The sequence below is a fragment of the Cytobacillus sp. Bva_UNVM-123 genome, from assembly GCF_046351715.2.
In the GTDB taxonomy this organism is placed as follows: domain Bacteria; phylum Bacillota; class Bacilli; order Bacillales; family Cytobacillaceae; genus Cytobacillus.
The window spans coordinates 935,636-957,898 of record NZ_CM177772.1; the positions used below are offsets into that span (position 1 = coordinate 935,636).

General features: G+C 40.7%; 12 protein-coding genes, 3 rRNA genes and 2 riboswitches. Of the genes, 11 read left to right on the forward strand and 4 right to left on the reverse strand.

The features are described 5' to 3' along the window. Positions 1-61: 61 nt before the first annotated feature. Both KDN24_RS04625 and KDN24_RS04630 read left to right on the forward strand, forming a co-directional pair. Positions 62-199 (forward strand): hypothetical protein, encoded by a 138-nt coding sequence (locus tag KDN24_RS04625; RefSeq protein WP_409970943.1) that lies wholly within the window; start codon positions 62-64, stop codon positions 197-199. Between the two features lie 44 nt (positions 200-243). Then, positions 244-1,257, forward strand: coding sequence for an ABC transporter substrate-binding protein (locus tag KDN24_RS04630; protein WP_409970944.1), 1,014 nt, complete (start codon positions 244-246; stop codon positions 1,255-1,257). A gap of 90 nt (positions 1,258-1,347) precedes the next feature. Here KDN24_RS04630 and KDN24_RS04635 read toward each other — a convergent pair whose 3' ends face one another. The 3 genes from KDN24_RS04635 to KDN24_RS04645 form a co-directional block, all read right to left on the reverse strand. Continuing rightward, the gene (locus KDN24_RS04635; RefSeq protein WP_409970945.1) at positions 1,348-1,758 is read right to left on the reverse strand and encodes a TOBE domain-containing protein; all 411 of its coding nucleotides are present in this window, start codon (positions 1,756-1,758) and stop codon (positions 1,348-1,350) included. Positions 1,759-1,879: 121 nt separating this feature from the next. Next, the gene (locus KDN24_RS04640; protein ID WP_409970946.1) at positions 1,880-2,428 is read right to left on the reverse strand and encodes a putative ABC transporter permease; all 549 of its coding nucleotides are present in this window, start codon (positions 2,426-2,428) and stop codon (positions 1,880-1,882) included. 119 nt (positions 2,429-2,547) lie between these two features. Further along, positions 2,548-4,707, reverse strand: a complete 2,160-nt coding sequence (locus KDN24_RS04645) for a putative bifunctional diguanylate cyclase/phosphodiesterase (protein ID WP_409970947.1) — start codon at positions 4,705-4,707, stop codon at positions 2,548-2,550. A 315-nt stretch (positions 4,708-5,022) separates the two neighbouring features. On the opposite strand from KDN24_RS04645, the gene KDN24_RS04650 reads away from it, so the two are divergent. The 8 genes from KDN24_RS04650 (at position 5,023) to rrf (ending at position 18,717) form a co-directional block, all read left to right on the forward strand. Next, positions 5,023-5,979, forward strand: coding sequence for an AAA family ATPase (locus tag KDN24_RS04650; protein WP_409970948.1), 957 nt, complete (start codon positions 5,023-5,025; stop codon positions 5,977-5,979). 1 nt (position 5,980) lies between these two features. Next, entirely contained in the window at positions 5,981-7,198 is a 1,218-nt protein-coding gene (locus KDN24_RS04655) for a DUF58 domain-containing protein (RefSeq protein ID WP_409970949.1), read from the forward strand. Further along, positions 7,195-9,399 (forward strand): DUF4129 domain-containing transglutaminase family protein, encoded by a 2,205-nt coding sequence (locus KDN24_RS04660; RefSeq protein ID WP_409970950.1) that lies wholly within the window; start codon positions 7,195-7,197, stop codon positions 9,397-9,399. Before KDN24_RS04655 ends, KDN24_RS04660 begins: the two co-directional genes overlap by 4 nt. Positions 9,400-9,449: 50 nt before the next feature. Continuing rightward, positions 9,450-9,551, forward strand: a riboswitch (purine riboswitch). Between the two features lie 249 nt (positions 9,552-9,800). Further along, positions 9,801-11,354: a glutamine-hydrolyzing GMP synthase gene (gene guaA, locus KDN24_RS04665; protein ID WP_409970951.1), complete on the forward strand. Its 1,554-nt coding sequence runs from the start codon at positions 9,801-9,803 to the stop codon at positions 11,352-11,354. Between the two features lie 92 nt (positions 11,355-11,446). Then, positions 11,447-11,548, forward strand: a riboswitch (purine riboswitch). 213 nt (positions 11,549-11,761) lie between these two features. Continuing rightward, complete coding sequence (locus KDN24_RS04670; protein ID WP_409970952.1) at positions 11,762-13,090, forward strand: NCS2 family permease; 1,329 nt, start codon at positions 11,762-11,764, stop codon at positions 13,088-13,090. A 344-nt stretch (positions 13,091-13,434) separates the two neighbouring features. Next, a 16S ribosomal RNA gene (locus KDN24_RS04675) occupies positions 13,435-14,984 on the forward strand. A gap of 489 nt (positions 14,985-15,473) precedes the next feature. Further along, positions 15,474-18,409 (forward strand): 23S ribosomal RNA (locus tag KDN24_RS04680). Between the two features lie 191 nt (positions 18,410-18,600). Next, positions 18,601-18,717, forward strand: a 5S ribosomal RNA gene (gene rrf / locus KDN24_RS04685). The 16S, 23S and 5S rRNA genes sit together here, the layout of an rRNA operon. Before the next feature lie 1,316 nt (positions 18,718-20,033). Here the strand turns inward: rrf and fabF are convergent. Further along, positions 20,034-21,269, reverse strand: coding sequence for a beta-ketoacyl-ACP synthase II (fabF, locus tag KDN24_RS04690; RefSeq protein WP_409970687.1), 1,236 nt, complete (start codon positions 21,267-21,269; stop codon positions 20,034-20,036). Between the two features lie 124 nt (positions 21,270-21,393). On the opposite strand from fabF, the gene KDN24_RS04695 reads away from it, so the two are divergent. Then, the gene (locus tag KDN24_RS04695; RefSeq protein WP_409970688.1) at positions 21,394-22,248 is read left to right on the forward strand and encodes a helix-turn-helix transcriptional regulator; all 855 of its coding nucleotides are present in this window, start codon (positions 21,394-21,396) and stop codon (positions 22,246-22,248) included. Positions 22,249-22,263: the final 15 nt, after the last annotated feature.

Consider the following 22,263-nt stretch of genomic DNA (forward strand, 5'->3'; position numbering starts at 1 on the left):
CGGTGCCAGGCACCGTTCGTGGACAGTGTGATGGTTTTGTCATTATGGGGAGGACAGTACAATGGAGAGTGGCTGGAATTCTCCATTTTTTCGTAAAATTGAAGAAAATGTGACATTATTGCTTAGACGCTTTAATTCATTAAAAATAATAATTGTATCCTCTATTACAGTTATGTTACTATCGAAATATTATAAATAATTGAAAACATAGAAAATTTTAGAGAGAAAAGGGAGAAGAGGTTAATGAAGAAGTTTATGTCAGTCATCCTTTGTGTAGCATTGTTAATGCTTGCTGCATGTGGATCGGGGACAAAAGAAACAAGCAATGCTAGCGATAATAGCAACAAGGACGAATCGAAAACAATAAATATCGGAATCATTCAGCTTGTGGAGCATCCTTCTTTAGATGGAGCGCGTGAAGGCTTTATCGAGGCACTTAAAGATGCAGGCTATGAGGAAGGAAAAAACTTAAAAATTACTTATCAAAATGCCCAAGGTGATGTGAATAATAATTTAACAATTGCCCAAAACTTTGTTTCAGATAAGGTTGATTTAATTCTTGCTATCGCAACATCAAGTGCACAAGCAGTTGCTCAATCAACAAAAGACATTCCCGTTTTATTTACTGCCATTACTGATCCTGTTGGGGCCAGTCTTGTCAAAAGTCTTGAGGAACCTGGTGGCAATGTAACAGGTACATCAGATACACATCCTGAAGCGATTAAAAAGACAATTGGCGCGATAAAAGATTTCATTCCTGATGCTAAAAAGGTCGGAATCATTTATAATTCTGGGGAGCCTAACTCTGTTGTAAACGTTCAAAAAGCAAAAGAAGCGATTGAGGCGAATGGGCTAGAAGCGGTTGAAACAACCGTAACGGCTAGCTCTGAAGTAAAACAAGCTGCTGAATCACTAGTTGGAAGAGTGGATGTATTCTATATTCCGAAAGATAACATGGTCGTATCCGCTCTAGAATCAGTGATCACAGTTGCGAATGAAAAGAAAATTCCCACGTTTGCCGGAGAAGGTGATTCAGTAAAACGTGGAACATTTGCTTCATACGGATTTGAATATCATGATCTCGGATATACAACAGGAAAAATGGCAGTCGACATTTTGAATGGCAAAAAACCAAGTGAAATCCCAGTTGGTTTTCCTGAAAACTTAGAGCTGTTCATTAATAAGAAAGCGGCGGAACAAGAAGGCATTACATTAACGGAAGATATGCTGAAGGATGCCAAGGTCGTTGGCGAGTAACAGTTGCCAAACTAAAATAAAAGAAGGGCTCTCATAATGTCGAAATCGTCGACTTGAGTGACAGCCCTTCTTTTATTGATTATATAAAACTTAGGCAACTAACATGACTGAGCTTGATTTAATAATCACTTTCACATCAGAGCCAACAGTCAAATTTAAATCCTCGACAGCAGATATTGTAACGACAGAAGTCACTGCTTGCCCATCAATATCAACAGTCACTTGGGTGTTGACAGCCCCTTTTTCAATGGCAGTAACTTTTCCTGTTAATTGATTTCGAGCACTTATTTTTGCATCCCCAACCATTAGCATCGTAGAACTAGATTTAACGATTGCTTTTACATGTGAGCCAACTTCCAATGCTAGATCTTCGACAGCCGTTATTGTAATGATAGAAGTAATGGTTTGTTCACCTAATTGAACAGTGACCTTCGCATTTACAGCTCCTTTTTCAATTTCAGTAATTTTTCCAGCTAGTTGATTACGGGCACTTAACTTCATATAAATATATCCTCCCTCGACAAAATTTGACTTCTTTTGACATTGGTTACAATTTCAATATAAGAGGGATTTTGGGGCAATGTCAATTATTACGAGGATAAAATATCCAGTTAGTAAATGTTCAGTCAATCGTATTTGACTGTTTCGCAAGAGCTGCACGTTGTGGCAAATGCTTACGAATGGCGAAAATCAATTCCACAATGAAATAAAGAACAACAAATGGCGACAGCCAAATCCAGTATGAAGCTATTTGTCCATACATAGACGCAATGACTGGATGAATCCATTTCAGACAAATGACGGCTAAAAAAATCCAGCAAATTGAAAAGGATACACATATATGCCCATGAAACTGTAAGGGCAGCTTTGAATAATCCCACCATTGACGATGAAAAAAGGTTTGCAGCAGAAAGCCACTTACATACTCAACGACAGTAGGAATGAATAAACATAAAAGTAATATGAAGAGCCAATTTGTTTCAGGTGTAATCAAATAAACTAACATAACTGGAGCAAACCCATACATTGGCTTAACAGGGCCCCATAAAAAGCCATCTTTAAAAAATTTCCTCGTTGTTACAAAGCTATAACTGTTTTCTAGCAACCAGCCGAAAAATGAATAAATCGTAAAATAAAAAATCACTGCTGCAATCCCTAACATACTGATCATTTTTGAAAACCCCCATCATATAATAAAGCTTGATGGCTTAGGTTAGGCAAAATCTAACTGAAGTATGCAAAATTTTCCTGTTTTCAAAATGAGGAAAAAGTTTCTGCAAAAGTTCAACTCTAATTCGAAGGAGTATTGCTCTTAATTAACGCTGTTTCATTATGTAAAAGTTTTTCAATCTTGTCTGCTGGTAATGGTTTACTAATTAAGTAGCCCTGAATGCCATGGCAGTGATGGCGCTCTAAAAAATGAAGCTGTTCCAATGTTTCAACCCCTTCGGCTGTTAAATCAAGCTTTAAATGATGTCCAAGCGTAATGATTGTTTCGACAATTGCTTCATTATTCCTATCCTTTAATAAATCCCGAATAAAGGATTGGTCAATTTTTAGCTGGTCAATGGGCAGTTGGTGTAAGTAATTAAATGAACTATATCCCGTACCAAAATCATCAATGGCAATTTGCAGACCAAGCTCCTTTAAGGAATTTAGCATTGGAATGGCACGCTCAACATTCATGGCTAAGCTTTCTGTTATTTCTAGCACTAAAAAATGCGGTTCAAGCTTTGTTTTTTTCAATGCCTGTGCAATTGTATCAACTAAATCATCCTGAAAAAATTGTCTTAATGATAAATTGACCGAAATTCGTAAATGACTAAGCTGATTATTATGCCACTCCTTTAGCTGCCTACAGGCTTCATTGAGTACCCATTTACCAATTGGAACAATAAGACCGGATTCTTCTGCTAAAGGGATAAAATCCCCTGGTTGAATCAATCCTTTTTGAGGATGAACCCAGCGAATTAATGCTTCAACACCTACTACTTTCCCCGTTTTAATATTTAATTGTGGCTGGTAATGTAAAGTTAATTCATTTCGCTCAATGGCGTGATGTAATTCGTTTTCAAGAAGAATATTTTCTAATCTTGCCACATTCATATTTGGATGATAGCTTTTTAATGGCTGAGCGAATTTTTTTGCTTCATGTAACGCGATGTAAGCTTGCTGTAATAGTTGCTCTTCATTCGCAACATCTTTCGTATAGGTTGAAATGCCGATGGTAACATCAATATAAAAGGTAAACCCTTTTGATTTCATTGGCTCTTGTAGTTGCTTAATAATAGCTTTCGCCAAGTCATCAACGGAATTATTATCTGAATAATCCTCTAATAAAATGGCAAATTCATCACTTGCTAGTCTAGCAACTATCTTATTATCTGACTTTGTAAACTCTACTAGTCTATTTGCAACAGTTTGTAGAAATAAATCCCCAACATCGTTTCCGAGCGAATCATTAATGTTTTTAAAGCGGTTAATATTGATTAATAAGATGGCTAGCTGCTTAGCGCTACGAGGCTTATAAAAACTTTCGATTAATCGATCCTTAAAATAATTTCGATTCAGTAAACCAGTAAGCTCGTCATGATAGGCTATATACTGATTTTTTTCCTGTGCTTTCCTAAGAGCTTTTTGGGTTTCCTTCTGTTTTAAATAAGGTTCCTCAATCGTTTTTGAGTAAATTCCTTTTAGCAAAAAAAAGTAGCTAATGACTTTAAAAATATGGCCTAATAAATTCTCAAAATCATAGACCCCACTGTAGATGGTGAAAATAAATTCAGCGATTAATCCAAATCCAAAAGCGGCTATTAATGCTAAGTAGGATGAATTTTTATTGTTTTGATAGCGGTGAAATACGATTAGCAAGGAGATAAATAATAAAATACTAATGATATACTCTATCGTTACTTTCAAAGAAGTTAAACCAATTCCCTCCATGATTAAAGGCGGAAGGGAGGAAGGAAAAGCTAGAATAATGATGCATACAACTGCTGCAAAAATAAGTGAAATTGAAAAGAAAAGACCTCGCGTTTTTTCCCTAATGCTTCGATCCTTTACTACGAGAATAATGAATAATCCTAAAGCTACTGTTAATCTAGCCATAATCCAAAACCAAGTCGCAGTCTGAATAGAGCTTTCGACAAGAAAAAATGGCATTCCATCATATGTAAGAATGTGAAATACATCTAAAAGACAAACAGCTAAAAAAATGGAAGATACAAATAAACGATGAAGTGATAAACTATGGGGGAAAATAATCCAACCTTGAACGATAATGGAGAAAGCAACCGCCACACTAAATAACTCCAGCAAAATGTGGAGGGAGAGGAAGTTTTCAGGGTTATAAAATGAGTAAATAAAATCTTGAAATCGATGTGCGAATATTAATACAAAAAAGCCTATTAACAGCAAACCAACTGTTTTTATTTCGGCAGCTTTACCCATTCGAAAAACTCCCTCTAATGACAGTTTCACTTTATTGCTAGTCTATATTACCTGTATTTTATCATACTAAAAATTATGGCAATTACAATAACTTAATGCCCGTATTGAATTTTACACCATGATAATAGTGGAATTATTGTAGGCTATATTATAATGGGGGAATGAGTCGAAATTCGTTTTATTTTTACGAAAAGGCTTTGTTTTTTACAGGATTTCTCAATAATCTATCGAATAGAATAATATGTGAAGTTTGGAAAAATAAGATGAATGATCATATTCATTATTGAATGTTTAATAGATAACAGGAGGTTCTTTATGATCTATGAGCAAATGCACCCTTTAATTGAAAAAGTTTTGAATAATATTGAGAAAGTAATGATAGGAAAACGGAAAGTAGCTGAATTAAGTGTAATTGCCTTGCTTTCTGAAGGGCATGTCCTTTTGGAGGATGTACCAGGTGTTGGAAAAACAATGATGGTCCGGGCTCTCGCTAAATCTGTCGGGGCAAATTTCCGAAGAATTCAGTTTACACCAGATTTGCTGCCATCTGATGTTACCGGTGTTTCCATATATAATCCGAAGGAAATGGAATTTCAATTTAGGCCTGGTCCAATAATGGGAAATATTATTTTGGCAGATGAAATTAATCGAACTTCGCCAAAAACCCAATCTGCTTTGCTTGAAGGAATGGAAGAAAGCAGTGTTACGATTGACGGGGTTACACATAAGCTTGAAAAACCTTTTTTTGTTATGGCGACTCAGAACCCGATCGAATATGAAGGAACCTATCCTCTTCCAGAGGCACAGCTTGATCGATTTTTATTAAAAATGAAAATGGGCTATCCAGAAATGGCAGACGAATTGGAAGTATTAAATCGCGTCCAAAAATCAAGTCCGATTGAAGATTTACAGCCAGTCATTAATTTAGAAGAGCTTAGAGCTTTACAAGCCCAAATTAGAGAGGTTCGCGTAGATGATACCATTAAATATTATATTGTTCAGCTTGCAAACCGAACACGCACTCATAACAGTGTTTATTTAGGAGCAAGTCCAAGGGGCTCCATTGCATTAATGAGAGCGGCTCAGAGCTATGCATTCATGTATGGCAGGGACTATGTCCTTCCTGATGATATTCAATATTTAGCGCCAGCCGTTTTTGCCCATCGGATCATTTTAAAATCAGAGGCGAAGTTTGAAGGTATTACCGCTGAGGAAGTGGTTGAACATGTAATTGCTAGAACGCCTGTACCTTTTCAAAGGCTCGTGAAATAAAATGAAGCGTTTATTTGGCAAAATATTAGGAATATGGAAATTAATTATCCTATTCTTGCTTATATTGATTACTTTTTCTTATGCAATGTTTCAAGGTGGATTTGTCAGTTGGTTTTTGTTTTATAGTTTTTTGCCATTTGCACTGTATGCATTGATCATTGCCTTATATCCTTTAGGTTCTTTTTCAGTTAAGCGAGTTTTTCTGAAGAACGAGTATAATGCGGGTGAATCTTTAAAGGTTACGTTAATTTTAACTAGAAAAACAGCTTTTCCATTATTGTTTATAGTAATAGAAGATTGTGTAGGGAGCCAATTGAATTTTTCCAGACAAAGAAACACAGCGAAGTCACTCATATTTCCCGGCTTTCAAAAGGAAGTTGTTTACGAATATGAAATTGCTCGTCTACCAAGAGGAGAGCATTTCTTTCAGGCAGTTCGCTTAAAAACGGGGGATCCGCTTGGATTAATAGAAAAAGAGAAACATATTTCCATTCAAGATAAGATTATTGTTTACCCAAGCTTTGAGGAAATGATTTATCGTCCTCTAGAAAGTCAATATGACCAAGGGATGACTACATCTAAAGAGCGTGTTCAAAGGGATACGTCGATGGCGATCGGGATAAGAGAGTACCAGCCCGGCGATCGCTTTTCTTGGATAAATTGGAAAGCAACAGCAAAGCGTAATGACATAATGACAAAAGAATTCGAACAGCGACAATCCCATGATGTGTATATTATCATGGATTGTACATCGAATAGCCGCTTTGAAGCGGTTGTTTCATTTGCAGCCTCTCTCACTAGGGCAATTATTCGCAAAGGTGCCCAAGTCGGTTTTCTTGCTTCATCTGCAGAACGAATCGCCATTCCGATTAGGGGAGGAGCGAATCAGCAGCAGATGATCTTTTATCAGCTCGCAAAGGTAAAAGATGATAGCCAAGTTCCATTAGAGAGGATTTTAAAAGTTGAGGGAATATCTGTGCTGCAGAGTAAAAATCTTATGCTAATAACAGCAGAGCTTACTAGTCAGCTAATTGATGGAGTAGCCTCGAGTGTTGCAAATAAGAGTGCTGTTACGATTTACCTTGTAAAAAATGAAAAAGAATCACTGTCAAAAGGCGAGATTGCGCTAAAATCAGCGGCAAATGCTAGAGGATTGCGAGTGTTATTAGTTCATGATGGTCATTTCTCAACTGTTTTTAGTGGGGAGGTGGCAAAATGAGGGCTCGAAAAGTACAAAGAGATTTTGCGACATTTCTATTGTATGTGTTTGGCTTTCTTTTGCTTTGGGAATGGCTTAGACCTGTAGAACAACTAACCGATACTGCGAATTTATTTATTTTCCTTTTGTTTATAATCGTCTCATTTTTGTTAGCATATGTAGGAGCTCCGGTTATTTTATCAGTTTTCATTAAATGTTTATTCATTGTTTATGCCTTGCGCTATTTATATTTTGAAGAACCCTTTTTTCAATTTGATTGGTTTAAGGCTTTAATAGCTGATACGCTTGAAAATTTTACTTTCGTAATCGAGCGGGATTGGGAAAGCTTGAGCAATATTTTTCGCAGTCTTCTCTTTTTTGTGCTTCTATGGCTTATGACTTATTTACTTCAATATTGGTTGATTGCACGCAGACAATTATTCATTTTCTTTTTTATGACGTTAGTATATATAACGGTTCTTGACACGTTTACGGCTTATGATGCTGGATTTGCGATCATTAGAACGATCGTGTTGGGTTTTATGGTTATGGGAATGCTGACATTTTATCGATTGTTAGATAGGGAAGCGATTGTAAAGACAGGTTTATCACGAAAGTGGATGGCTCCGTTAATGATTTTGATCGCTTTAAGTGTTGGGATTGGATTTATTGCCCCAAAGGCTGAGCCAATATGGCCTGACCCTGTACCTTATCTTAAATCGTATGGGAAGGAAGGCAGAGGAGGAAGCGGCGGTATTCAGAAGCTTGGATATGGAATGGATGATTCCCGTCTTGGTGGTCCGTTTATTCCAGATAATCAAGTTGTGTTTAGTGCAGAAGTGGAATCGCGCCACTATTGGAAAGTAGAAACAAAAGATGTTTATACAGGTAAAGGGTGGATTTCATCCTTTTCAAGGGAAGAGAGAACATCATTTGAACTTGAAGATGAGGTTCCGATCGTTTCATTTAGTAATTCAGATGCAATAGAGAAGAAGTTGGAAACAGGTACGATTACAACCTTCCTTAATTATCCTCATATTGTATATCCGTTAGGAATTCAAAAGATATTAGTGCCACCGACGGTTTCTTTTGAATTAGAGGACGCAACTGAAAAAATTCGTACAGTCGAAAATGGAAATCCTGTTTCGTTAAAACAGTATGCACTTCAATTTGAAGTACCAAAGTATAGTATCACAGCTCTAAAGGAAGCAACTTCTGATGAAAACAGTCTCAATCAACAGTTTATGGAAAGATACACACAGCTGCCAGGTAGTTTGCCGCAACGAATTCAAGATTTAGCATTAGAAATTACAGCAGAGAAAGGCACCGTGTATGATAAGGTAAAAGAGCTCGAAAGATACTTCAATCAAACTGGGTATATGTATGATCAAACAAATGTTGCTGTTCCTGAACCAGAGGATGATTATGTTGAGCAATTTTTATTTGAAACGAAAAGAGGTTATTGTGATAATTTCTCCACTTCGATGGTTGTCATGGCAAGGTCAATTGGCATTCCTGCTAGATGGGTGAAAGGATATACTGAGGGAGAATATAAGCGACTTGGTAATTTTGGGAATAGTATTTATGAAATTACCAATAATAATGCCCATTCTTGGGTAGAAGTATATTTTCCTGGTATTGGGTGGGTTCCTTTCGAACCGACAAAAGGATTTACAAGTAATGTTCTATTTAATTATGATGTGACAAGTGATGATGCCCTTCAAGCCCCTGTTGTCGAGCAAAAGAATAACGACAGTACAAAGCCTGAACTAGATGAAGGTAAGAGTGAGAAATCTTCATCCTCTAGCTTTTCTTTTAAAAAAATCATCGCTTCTGTAAAAGAGTTCTTTGTGAAATCGTGGAAAAAGCTAGTCATAATTGTTCTAATCATCGCAGCTATGCTGTTCTTTATGTATCGAGTTCGAGGAAAATGGCTCCCACATTACTTAGCTTGGCGATTTAGATGGACAAAGAAGGATGAAAACTTTCCAAAAGCTTATTTGCTCTTACTAAGAGAGCTTGAACGCTTTGGCTTACCTCGTCAGGAAGGACAAACGCTAAGAGATTATGCAGACTATGTCGATCAATTTTTTCGAACAAAAAAAATGCGCCAGCTGACTTCACGCTATGAAGAGCTCATTTATCGTGGAGAGCTAGAACAAGGAAGTTGGGAAGAAACAAAGGAATTGTGGGAAAATTTAATTAAAAAAACTATTGCTTGACCAGAAATTTAACCTGTTGTTACAATAGGTTCGTTAAGTGAGATTATAAAATAAAAACTGAATGCAACCTTCATATATCCTCGATAATATGGTTCGAAAGTTTCTACCAGATCACCGTAAATGATTTGACTATGAAGGCAGAATAGTTTCTTTAGTGTTATTGTATGAACCAGGATTCTGCCTTCATGATTTTTGTGGAGGAAGAATTCTGTTTTTTTATTGGATAAATCAGAAGCTAATGCACTTCCGTAATTTCAATAAAATTACTATTGAGATTATCGTATGACGAAAGGATGTAACAAAAGCTTCATTTTTCTAATATTTTTTTTGCAAAGGTAAACAATAAGGAAAATATCGTTAATTTTCATTCAGTAGAAATTAAATCCAATGAGGTGAACCGTGTGACGGGGAAAACAGAATGGCAAAATCAAGAGAAAATTATTGTGCTTGACTTTGGAAGTCAGTATAACCAATTAATTACACGAAGAATTCGTGAATTTGGGGTTTACAGTGAATTACATCCTCATACAATTACAGCTGAGGAATTGAAGGAATTAAATCCAACGGGAATTATTTTCTCTGGTGGCCCAAATAGTGTGTATGAAGAAAATGCATTTCGTTGTGACGAGAAAATCTTCGAACTAGGCTTGCCGATCTTTGGAATTTGCTATGGAATGCAATTAATGACGATGCATTTCGGTGGAAAAGTAGAAAAGGCAAAGCAAAGAGAATATGGGAAAGCAGTCTTAAAGGTCGAGAAGCAGTCGAAGCTATTTGCCGATCTTCCTAACGAGCAAACTGTTTGGATGAGTCACGGGGACTTAGTTGTGGAAGCACCAGCTGGATTTACTATCGATGGTACGAATCCATCTTGCCCAATTGCTGCGATAAGTAATGAAGAGAAAAGCATGTACGGTGTGCAGTTCCATCCAGAAGTTCTCCATTCAGTTTATGGAAATGATATTTTGAAAAACTTTGTTTTTGGTGTATGTGGCTGTAAAGGCGACTGGTCTATGGAAAACTTCATAGAGGCCGAAGTTGAGAAAATTCGTCACACTGTTGGCAATAAAAAAGTTATTTGTGCTTTGAGCGGCGGTGTTGATTCTTCTGTAGTAGCTGTGCTTATCCATAAAGCAATTGGAGACCAGTTAACATGTATTTTCGTTGACCATGGGTTATTACGTAAAGGTGAAGCTGAAGGAGTTATGAAAACATTAGCAGACGGCTTCCATATGAATGTGATTAAAGTTGATGCACAGGAGCGTTTCTTAGGAAAGCTTGAAGGAGTTAGTGACCCAGAGAAAAAGCGGAAGATTATCGGAAACGAATTTATATATGTATTTGATGATGAAGCAGCAAAACTTGAAGGAATTGAGTTTTTAGCACAGGGAACGCTTTATACGGATATTATTGAAAGTGGTACGGCAACAGCTGCGACTATTAAGTCACATCATAATGTCGGCGGACTGCCTGAAGATATGCAGTTTACATTAATTGAGCCTTTAAACACTTTATTTAAGGACGAGGTTCGTGCTCTAGGAACAGAGCTTGGCATGCCTGATGAAATTGTTTGGAGACAGCCATTCCCAGGACCAGGTCTTGGCATTCGCGTTTTAGGAGAAATTACGAAGGACAAGCTTGAAATTGTGCGTGAATCTGATTATATTTTACGTGAGGAAATCAAAAAAGCTGGATTAGATCGTGACATTTGGCAATATTTCACGGTACTTCCTAATATCCGCAGCGTAGGTGTAATGGGAGATGCCCGAACGTACGATCATACGATTGGTATTCGTGCTGTAACTTCGATCGATGGAATGACTTCTGACTGGGCAAGAATTCCTTGGGATGTGCTTGAAGTGATTTCAACAAGAATCGTTAATGAAGTGCCACATGTAAATAGAGTTGTTTATGATATTACAAGTAAGCCACCTGCAACGATTGAGTGGGAATAGCAGTTAAATACGAACAATACAAAAAACGAACGGAAAAATGTTCGTTTTTTGTATTGACGCCTGCAAATTATGCTGATAAACTAAAAATGAAATTAGTTCATGTCGTATTACGTCGTATAATCTTGGGGATTTGGCCCAAAAGTATCTACCGAGCTACCGTGAATAGCTTGACTACGAGGTAAGTGTATGAATGCGAGTTTAATTATTTTAGAAAAAGGACTTTAGATAAGTTATATATAGATGATAGATTTCATCTATATTTATGTATACTTAGTTTAGTACTTTCCTTTTCTTAATGTCTCGTTTACTTTTACGCTTAACTTGTTGTCAACGCTCCGGTTATAAACCAGAGCGTATTTTTATTGTTATCGGTGTAAAACTAGTAAAAAGACTTTAGGGGGAAAAGTATGAAGAAGTATTTTCAGTTTGAAGAGCTTGGAACAAACTATCGTCGTGAATTTTTAGGCGGTTTAACAACGTTTTTGGCGATGGCTTATATTTTAGCTGTCAATCCAATGACATTAACTCTTCAGCATGTTACGAATTTTCCTGATGAATTAAGAATGGATTATGGTGCTGTATTTGTTGCGACAGCTTTATCTGCAGTAATTGGCTCAGTAATAATGGGACTTGTTGCGAGGTATCCGCTTTCCCTTGCACCAGGATTAGGGTTAAATGCTTTTTTTGCCTATACAGTTGTGCTTGCTAATGGAAGCCCTTGGCAGCACGCGCTTGCAGCAGTTTTTATTTCTGGGGTATTCTTTTTGCTTTTAACACTTACAGGATTGCGTGAAAAACTTATTAATGCCATTCCAATTGAATTAAAATTAGCAGTTGGGGCCGGGATTGGTTTGTTTATCGCATTTATCGGTTTTCAAAATGCAGGAATTATTGTCAATAATGATGCAACACTAGTAGGACTTGGTGATTTAACGAATGGAAATACATTGCTTGCGATTTTCGGAATTGTTGTTACTGTCGCATTGATGGTAAAAGGAATTAAAGGCGGTGTGTTTTATGGAATGATTATTACTACAATTGTCGGGATGATTTTTAAATTAATAGATGTCCCTGAAAAAATTGTAGATAAAGTTCCAAGTCTTGAACCAACATTTGGTGCATTATTTTCTTCTTTCGGTGATAGCTCCTTTTATACAGCAACAATGCTCGGTGTTATTTTAACTTTTCTTTTTGTAGATTTCTTTGATAACGCTGGAACACTTGTAGCAGTTGCAAACCAAGCTGGGTTTGTGAAGGATAATAAGCTTCCACGTGCAGGGAAAGCGTTAATCTCTGATTCTATTGCGACTATTTCTGGCTCGATTTTAGGAACATCAACTGTTACTTCTTTCGTAGAATCAACGGCAGGGGTTGCAGCGGGTGCTAGAACTGGATTTGCATCATTAGTTACAGCAGGATTCTTCTTATTATCTATGTTCTTCTTCCCATTATTGGCTGTCATCACGCCAGCTGTAACAGCACCAGCTTTAATTATCGTTGGTGTATTGATGGTTTCTTCTCTAGGGAAAATTGATTGGACAAAACTTGAAATAGCTGTTCCAGCTTTCCTAACGATGATATTTATGCCTCTTTCTTATAGTATTGCGACAGGCATTGCCGTTGGATTTGTTTTCTATCCTATTACAATGATTGTAAAAGGAAAGGCGAAAGATATACATCCGATTATGTACTTCTTCTTTATTATCTTCATCCTATATTTTATGTTTTTAAGCTAATGAAAACGGAGTCCTACAGTCATGGGGACTCCGTTTTTTGTATGCTTAATAAAAAATGATTTAAAAACTACTATTTTTTATTGACGAGTGAGGTGTATGATGTTATTATAGTAAAACAGTCATTGAGAGGTTAACGACTTTGTGAAAGAAATAAAAAAGTTGTTGACATCAAGATTGTTAAATGATATATTAATAAAGTTGCTTTTGAGCGACGTATTAAAAACTATTAAAATTATTTTTTATGAAATGCAGTAGCTTTGTTCTTTGAAAACTGAACGAACAAAAACGTCAACGTTAATTCTTTAGTCTTTTTTGAAAAGACAATTTATGAGCTAATCAACTCTTTATTGGAGAGTTTGATCCTGGCTCAGGACGAACGCTGGCGGCGTGCCTAATACATGCAAGTCGAGCGAACTTGCGGGAGCTTGCTCCCAAAAGTTAGCGGCGGACGGGTGAGTAACACGTGGGCAACCTGCCTGTAAGACGGGGATAACTTCGGGAAATCGGAGCTAATACCGGATAACTCTTTTCCTCACATGAGGAAAAGCTGAAAGATGGCTTTTGCTATCACTTACAGATGGGCCCGCGGCGCATTAGCTAGTTGGTGAGGTAACGGCTCACCAAGGCAACGATGCGTAGCCGACCTGAGAGGGTGATCGGCCACACTGGGACTGAGACACGGCCCAGACTCCTACGGGAGGCAGCAGTAGGGAATCTTCCGCAATGGACGAAAGTCTGACGGAGCAACGCCGCGTGAGTGATGAAGGTTTTCGGATCGTAAAACTCTGTTGTTAGGGAAGAACAAGTATCGGAGTAACTGCCGGTACCTTGACGGTACCTAACCAGAAAGCCACGGCTAACTACGTGCCAGCAGCCGCGGTAATACGTAGGTGGCAAGCGTTGTCCGGAATTATTGGGCGTAAAGCGCGCGCAGGTGGTTCCTTAAGTCTGATGTGAAAGCCCCCGGCTCAACCGGGGAGGGTCATTGGAAACTGGGGAACTTGAGTGCAGAAGAGGAAAGTGGAATTCCACGTGTAGCGGTGAAATGCGTAGAGATGTGGAGGAACACCAGTGGCGAAGGCGACTTTCTGGTCTGTAACTGACACTGAGGCGCGAAAGCGTGGGGAGCGAACAGGATTAGATACCCTGGTAGTCCACGCCGTAAACGATGAGTGCTAAGTGTTAGGGGGTTTCCGCCCCTTAGTGCTGCAGCAAACGCATTAAGCACTCCGCCTGGGGAGTACGGCCGCAAGGCTGAAACTCAAAGGAATTGACGGGGGCCCGCACAAGCGGTGGAGCATGTGGTTTAATTCGAAGCAACGCGAAGAACCTTACCAGGTCTTGACATCCTCTGCCAACCCTAGAGATAGGGCTTTCCCCTTCGGGGGACAGAGTGACAGGTGGTGCATGGTTGTCGTCAGCTCGTGTCGTGAGATGTTGGGTTAAGTCCCGCAACGAGCGCAACCCTTGATCTTAGTTGCCAGCATTCAGTTGGGCACTCTAAGGTGACTGCCGGTGACAAACCGGAGGAAGGTGGGGATGACGTCAAATCATCATGCCCCTTATGACCTGGGCTACACACGTGCTACAATGGATGGAACAAAGGGCTGCGAGACCGCGAGGTTAAGCCAATCCCATAAAACCATTCTCAGTTCGGATTGCAGGCTGCAACTCGCCTGCATGAAGCCGGAATCGCTAGTAATCGCGGATCAGCATGCCGCGGTGAATACGTTCCCGGGCCTTGTACACACCGCCCGTCACACCACGAGAGTTTGTAACACCCGAAGTCGGTGGGGTAACCTTTTGGAGCCAGCCGCCTAAGGTGGGACAGATGATTGGGGTGAAGTCGTAACAAGGTAGCCGTATCGGAAGGTGCGGCTGGATCACCTCCTTTCTAAGGAAAATGAAGTGGAAACTTCATAAAAAGACGTCATTTGTTCGTTCAGTTTTGAGAGAACAATCTCTCTTAATTGTCTTACGTAAGTAAGACGAAATTGCTGCTTAACTTTATATTGATTTGTGAATGTAAAGAGTGTTTGCTCCTGCGCCACAGCATATTCGAGGAAGTAATTCTTCAGCTCGTCGCAAGGTAGCACGAAGCTTTATCTTAGAAGCTTGTTCACGATGTGATTGAAGTCAGTGGCCTCGTTCCTTGAAAACTAGATAATGAAAGAAGAAGAAAAACCGAGTAATCGCCATTTTAGTATTTCTCTCTATTATTTAATAGAGTAAAAACCAATCACAATTCTTGCGAATTGTGAGGGTAATGAGAAGCAAGTAGATCAAGGAACCAAGTGAGTGAACCCCGGAGTGTGCATCAGCACATGAGGAGGTGAACGAGCGCAGGTGACGCAGAGATACGCCGCTTATCATTAGCCGAACAGGTTAAGTTAGAAAGGGCGCACGGTGAATGCCTAGGCACTAGGAGCCGATGAAGGACGGGACTAACACCGATATGCTTCGGGGAGCTGTAAGTAAGCTTTGATCCGGAGATTTCCGAATGGGGGAACCCGCTGTTCGTAATGGAACAGTATCTTTACCTGAATACATAGGGTAGAGAAGGCAGACCCGGGGAACTGAAACATCTAAGTACCCGGAGGAAGAGAAAGCAAACGCGATTCCCTGAGTAGCGGCGAGCGAAACGGGATTAGCCCAAACCAAGAGGCTTGCCTCTTGGGGTTGTAGGACACTCTACACGGAGTTACAAAGGAATGAGGTAAATGAACAGGTCTGGAAAGGCCGGCCAGAGAAGGTAAAAGCCCTGTAGTTGAAACTTCGTTCCCTCCAGAGTGGATCCTGAGTACGGCGGGACACGTGAAATCCCGTCGGAAGCAGGGAGGACCATCTCCCAAGGCTAAATACTCCCTAGTGACCGATAGTGAACCAGTACCGTGAGGGAAAGGTGAAAAGCACCCCGGAAGGGGAGTGAAATAGTTCCTGAAACCGTGTGCCTACAAGTAGTCAGAGCCCATTAACGGGTGATGGCGTGCCTTTTGTAGAATGAACCGGCGAGTTACGATTACATGCGAGGTTAAGTTGAGAAGACGGAGCCGCAGCGAAAGCGAGTCTGAATAGGGCGAATGTAGTATGTGGTCGTAGACCCGAAACCAGGTGACCTACCCATGTCCAGGTTGAAGTCCAGGTAACACTGGATGGAGGACCGAACCCACGCACGTTGAAAAGTGCGGGGATGAGGTGTGGGTAGCGGAGAAATTCCAATCGAACTTGGAGATAGCTGGTTCTCTCCGAAATAGCTTTAGGGCTAGCCTCATGTAGTAAGAGTCTTGGAGGTAGAGCACTGTTTGGACTAGGGGCCCCCATCGGGTTACCGAATTCAGACAAACTCCGAATGCCAAAGACTTATCCATGGGAGTCAGACTGCGAGTGATAAGATCCGTAGTCAAGAGGGAAACAGCCCAGACCACCAGTTAAGGTCCCAAAGTATACGTTAAGTGGAAAAGGATGTGGAGTTGCTTAGACAACCAGGATGTTGGCTTAGAAGCAGCCACCATTTAAAGAGTGCGTAATAGCTCACTGGTCGAGTGACTCTGCGCCGAAAATGTACCGGGGCTAAACGTATCACCGAAACTGTGGATGGACACCGTATGGTGTCCGTGGTAGGAGAGCGTTCTAAGGGCGTTGAAGCTAGACCGTAAGGACTAGTGGAGCGCTTAGAAGTGAGAATGCCGGTATGAGTAGCGAAAGATGGGTGAGAATCCCATCCACCGAATGCCTAAGGTTTCCTGAGGAAGGCTCGTCCGCTCAGGGTTAGTCGGGACCTAAGCCGAGGCTGAAAAGCGTAGGCGATGGACAACAGGTTGATATTCCTGTACCACCAAATTACCGTTTGAGCAATGGGGGGACGCAGGAGGATAGGGTAAGCGCGCTGCTGGAATAGCGCGTCCAAGCAGTTAGGCTGATAATGAGGCAAATCCCATTATCGTGAAGGCTGAGCTGTGACGGCGAGGGAAATAGAGTACCGAAGTTCCTGAATCCACACTGCCAAGAAAAGCCTCTAGCGAGGTAACAGGTGCCCGTACCGCAAACCGACACAGGTAGGCGAGGAGAGAATCCTAAGGTGAGCGAGAGAACTCTCGTTAAGGAACTCGGCAAAATCACCCCGTAACTTCGGGAGAAGGGGTGCTCATTTGGGTGAATAGCCCGGATGAGCCGCAGTGAATAGGCCCAGGCGACTGTTTAGCAAAAACACAGGTCTCTGCGAAGCCGCAAGGCGAAGTATAGGGGCTGACGCCTGCCCGGTGCTGGAAGGTTAAGAGGAGGGGTTAGCGTAAGCGAAGCTCTGAATTGAAGCCCCAGTAAACGGCGGCCGTAACTATAACGGTCCTAAGGTAGCGAAATTCCTTGTCGGGTAAGTTCCGACCCGCACGAAAGGCGTAACGATCTGGGCACTGTCTCAACGAGAGACTCGGTGAAATTATAGTACCTGTGAAGATGCAGGTTACCCGCGACAGGACGGAAAGACCCCGTGGAGCTTTACTGTAGCCTGATATTGAATTTCGGTACAGCTTGTACAGGATAGGTAGGAGCCTAGGAAGCCGGAGCGCCAGCTTCGGTGGAGGCATCGGTGGGATACTACCCTGGCTGTATTGAAATTCTAACCCGCGCCCCTTATCGGGGCGGGAGACAGTGTCAGGTGGGCAGTTTGACTGGGGCGGTCGCCTCCTAAAGAGTAACGGAGGCGCCCAAAGGTTCCCTCAGAATGGTTGGAAATCATTCGTAGAGTGTAAAGGCACAAGGGAGCTTGACTGCGAGACCTACAAGTCGAGCAGGGACGAAAGTCGGGCTTAGTGATCCGGTGGTTCCGCATGGAAGGGCCATCGCTCAACGGATAAAAGCTACCCCGGGGATAACAGGCTTATCTCCCCCAAGAGTCCACATCGACGGGGAGGTTTGGCACCTCGATGTCGGCTCATCGCATCCTGGGGCTGTAGTCGGTCCCAAGGGTTGGGCTGTTCGCCCATTAAAGCGGTACGCGAGCTGGGTTCAGAACGTCGTGAGACAGTTCGGTCCCTATCCGTCGTGGGCGCAGGAAATTTGAGAGGAGCTGTCCTTAGTACGAGAGGACCGGGATGGACGCACCGCTGGTGTACCAGTTGTCTTGCCAAAGGCATAGCTGGGTAGCTATGTGCGGACGGGATAAGTGCTGAAAGCATCTAAGCATGAAGCCCCCCTCGAGATGAGATTTCCCATAGCGCAAGCTAGTAAGACCCCTGAAAGATGATCAGGTTGATAGGTTTGAGGTGGAAGCGTGGTGACACGTGGAGCTGACAAATACTAATCGGTCGAGGACTTAACCAAAAACAATGATTACTCAATTTCTTCTTCTGATTATCTAGTTTTGAGGGAATGAAACCTCAACATAATTTGTTTATTAATAAATTATGCAATACATAGCACATTGAATGTTTGCTCCTGCGCCGTAGCATAATCGGAGAAGTAACTCCTCAGCTCGTCGCAAGCCAGCAAGGAAGATGATTCAATGATGTAGGCTTAGTGGCGATAGCGAGAAGGTCACACCCGTTCCCATCCCGAACACGGAAGTTAAGCTTCTCAGCGCCGATGGTAGTTGGGGGCTCTCCCCCTGTGAGAGTAGGACGCCGCTAAGCAAAATGAAGAACTGCTGAATAAGCTGTTCTTTTTTATTTAGAGATGTTCGTAAGAACATCAAGTAAGTAAATACGTGTGGGATATAAAATTTAGAGTAGAAACCCGAGGGTTTGAAGAAGCAAGGAGGTCAAGGAAGCAAAGGAGTGACACCCGGAATGTGCGACGCACATGAGGATGGAACGAATGCAGCTGACGCAGAGATCCGCCGCTTATTCAAAGCCGAGGGCAGCGCCGATGGTAGTTGGGGGCGCCCCTGTGAGAGTAGGACGTCGCTAAGCAAATGGAGAACAGCTGAATGAAGCTGTTCTTTTTTTATTTGAAAATGTTCGCAAGAACATCAAGAAAGTAAATACGTGTGGTAATAAAATAGAGAGCAGAAACTCCGAGGGTTTGAAGAAGCAAGGAGATCAAGGAAGCAAAGGAGTGACACCCAGAATGTGCGACGCACATGAGGATGGAACGAGTGCAGCTGACGCAGAGATCCGCCGCTTATTCAAAGCCGAGGACAGCGCCGATGGTAGTTGGGGGCGCCCCTGTGAGAGTAGGACGCCGCTAAGCAAAATGGAGAACAGCTGAATAAGCTGTTCTTTTTTCATTTCTTGATGTTCGTAAGAACATCAAGAAAGTAAATACGTGTGGTAATAAAATAGAGAGCAGAAACTCCGAGGGTTTGAAGAAGCACGTTTGAATATGCACCCTTGAAAAAGCTTCAGCGTACCGATTGAGCCACATCTAGCATATGCTTTCTGAAATCGGGACGAGGATATTGATGCATAATATAATTATAATCAATAAATAAATAGGAATGTGCGACGCACATGAGGATGGAACGAGTGCAGCTGACGCAGAGATCCGCCGCTTATTCAAAGCCGAGGGCAGCGCCGATGGTAGTTGGGGGCGCCCCCTGTGAGAGTAGGACGCCGCTAAGCAAATGGAGAACAGCTGGATGAAGCTGTTCTTTTTTATTTGAAAATGTTCGCAAGAACATCAAGAACGTAAATACGTGTGGTAATAAAATAGAGAGCAGAAACTCCGAGGGTTTGAAGAAGCACGTTTGAATATGCAACCTTGAAAAAACATCAGCGTACCGATTGAGTGACATCTAGCATATGTTTTCTGAAATCTTGAATAAGAACCTAACTTACAAGAGATTTATCGGACTCAAAATTATTTACAATAATAAAGTATTATAAGGCAATATGACAATACATTAAAAGATAAGTCAGAATGCCTTTTTTATTCCGCAATCTAGTCATTAAAGGGAGTCAATCTAACGTTTCCTTTAGAAACAGTTAGATTGACGAAAGAAGTTTATTCACTCGTATTTCTTTAAAATTATAGCTGCATTATGACCCCCGAAACCAAATGAGTTAGATAGACCAGTATTTATTTTCACTTGGCGAGCAATAGAGGGTACATAATCGAGATCACATAATGGATCAGGATTTTCTAAGTTAATTGTTGGAGGAATTATCCCTTCCTTTAAACTAATTGCTAAAGCAATGGCTTCAACTCCACCGGCTGCCCCCAACATATGACCGAGCATAGATTTATTAGCTGTTACTGGAATCTGATAAGCTTGTTTGCCAAACAGGCGCTTAATAGCCATCGTTTCGGAGATGTCCCCCACCTTTGTACTTGTTGCATGAGCACTAATAACATCAATTTCTTCAGGCGATATATTGGCATTTTTTAAAGCTGATCTCATTGCAAGATAGGCCCCTTTACCTTCCGGATGTGTAGCTACGATATGGTGTGCGTCAGAACTTGCCCCATATCCAATGACTTCTGCATAAATCTTTGCCTTTCTACGTAAAGCATGAGTTAAAGATTCTAAGATCAGAATTCCAGCTCCTTCTGACATGACAAATCCATCTCGATTTTCATCAAATGGACGACTAGCTTTTGTGGGATCATCGTTTCTAGTTGATAATGCTGTAGCATTACCAAAGCTTGCTATTGATAAGTCTGTTATCGCTGCCTCTGTTCCACCTGCAAACATAACGTCAACTTCTCCATAACGAATTAGTCTAAAGGCTTCTCCAATAGCTGTATTTCCAATTGCACAAGCAGAAACTGGTGACATAGAAGGTCCCATCGCGTTCCACTTGATACTAATTTGTGCTGCCGCAGCATTAGAGATCATGGCAGGTACTAGAGTTGGACTGACTCTTTTTGGTCCCTTCTGTCTAAGCACATCAATATTTTCGATCAGGGTTTCAATTCCCCCTATACCTGAACCTACGTATACACCTAACCTTTCAACATCTATCCGATCGAGATCTAACTCAGAATCTTCCCAAGCTTGTTCAGCTGCGGCCAAAACAAATTGAGAAAAACGATCTAACCGTCTTGCTTCTTTCTTTCCTAACACTTCATCCGCATCAAAATCTTTGGCAATACCTGCAATTTTTGCCTTATGACTAGTAACATCAAATGTATCAATAGTGGATATACCAGATTTCCCGTTAATCAAGTTGTTCCAAAATGTTTGGATGTTGTTTCCTATTGGGGAAACTACGCCCATACCGGTAATCACAACTCTTTCCACTTTTCATCCCTCCAAATTAGTAATTTACTAGTATTTTACTTCTTTTTTATCCTATTACAAGGGATAGTTTATCCTGGTATAATTACTACTAGGTTAAATTGATATGATAAGGAGTTTTTAAAAAATGAATGATAAAACTAGACTTGAAGCTTTGTCGACATTCTTAAAAGCTAAGCGTGCCCAAATTAAGCCTGAGTCTATTGGTTTGCCTGCCGGAACCCGGAGAAGGACTCCGGGGTTACGAAGAGAAGAGGTTGCACAATTAGCAGGTGTAAGTACCACTTGGTATACATGGCTAGAGCAAGGAAGGGATATAAAAGTTTCTTCAATCGTACTTGATTGTATTTCTACAGCTTTGCAATTAAATAATGATGAAAGAGGCTACTTATATGACCTAGCATTAGAGGCAAAACCGGAAATTACAAATCCAAAAAAAGATCAATCAGAGCTGAGTCCTTCTTTAAAACGAATACTTGCTGAACTAACATATTGTCCGACTATCATTACGGATCGACATTGCCATATTGTGGGCTGGAATCCTTCAGCTGCTTATGTTTTTTTAGATTTTGAACAAATACCGTATGATCAAAGAAATTTGATTCGTTTAGTGTTCACTAGAAAAGAATTAAAAGCATTGGCCGTCAATTGGGAACATTTTGCGAAAGGTTTTCTTGCCATTTTCCGTACCTATTATGGACACTATTTAGGCGATGGATGGTATAACCAATTTATTAAAGAAATGAGTCATTCACATTCAGAATTTCAGGATTTATGGCAAGAAAGTCAAGTAAGTAAGGCTCCAGAAATGATAATTGAATTCAGGCATGCTAAGGCAGGCAAAATGTTGTTTAATTTAACTTCTCTTCAGGTTCAAGGTGATATGGATTTACGGTGCAGTATCTATACACCAGTAGAGGAAACAGATACAGAAAATAAGCTAAAGCGATTAATGAAGAGGGTTTCCGTAGAAAATTATTAAAGTAATTTCATTACA

Excerpts from the sequence above, each read along its gene's own strand:
- KDN24_RS04625 (WP_409970943.1), top strand. The coding sequence starts at position 62 with ATGGAGAGTGGCTGGAATTCTCCATTTTTTCGTAAAATTGAAGAAAAT.
- KDN24_RS04670 (WP_409970952.1), top strand. The coding sequence starts at position 11,762 with ATGAAGAAGTATTTTCAGTTTGAAGAGCTTGGAACAAACTATCGTCGT.
- KDN24_RS04645 (WP_409970947.1), bottom strand. The coding sequence starts at position 4,707 with ATGGGTAAAGCTGCCGAAATAAAAACAGTTGGTTTGCTGTTAATAGGC.
- KDN24_RS04650 (WP_409970948.1), top strand. The coding sequence starts at position 5,023 with ATGATCTATGAGCAAATGCACCCTTTAATTGAAAAAGTTTTGAATAAT.
- KDN24_RS04640 (WP_409970946.1), bottom strand. The coding sequence starts at position 2,428 with ATGATCAGTATGTTAGGGATTGCAGCAGTGATTTTTTATTTTACGATT.
- KDN24_RS04635 (WP_409970945.1), bottom strand. The coding sequence starts at position 1,758 with ATGAAGTTAAGTGCCCGTAATCAACTAGCTGGAAAAATTACTGAAATT.
- KDN24_RS04660 (WP_409970950.1), top strand. The coding sequence starts at position 7,195 with ATGAGGGCTCGAAAAGTACAAAGAGATTTTGCGACATTTCTATTGTAT.
- KDN24_RS04630 (WP_409970944.1), top strand. The coding sequence starts at position 244 with ATGAAGAAGTTTATGTCAGTCATCCTTTGTGTAGCATTGTTAATGCTT.
- KDN24_RS04655 (WP_409970949.1), top strand. The coding sequence starts at position 5,981 with ATGAAGCGTTTATTTGGCAAAATATTAGGAATATGGAAATTAATTATC.
- KDN24_RS04695 (WP_409970688.1), top strand. The coding sequence starts at position 21,394 with ATGAATGATAAAACTAGACTTGAAGCTTTGTCGACATTCTTAAAAGCT.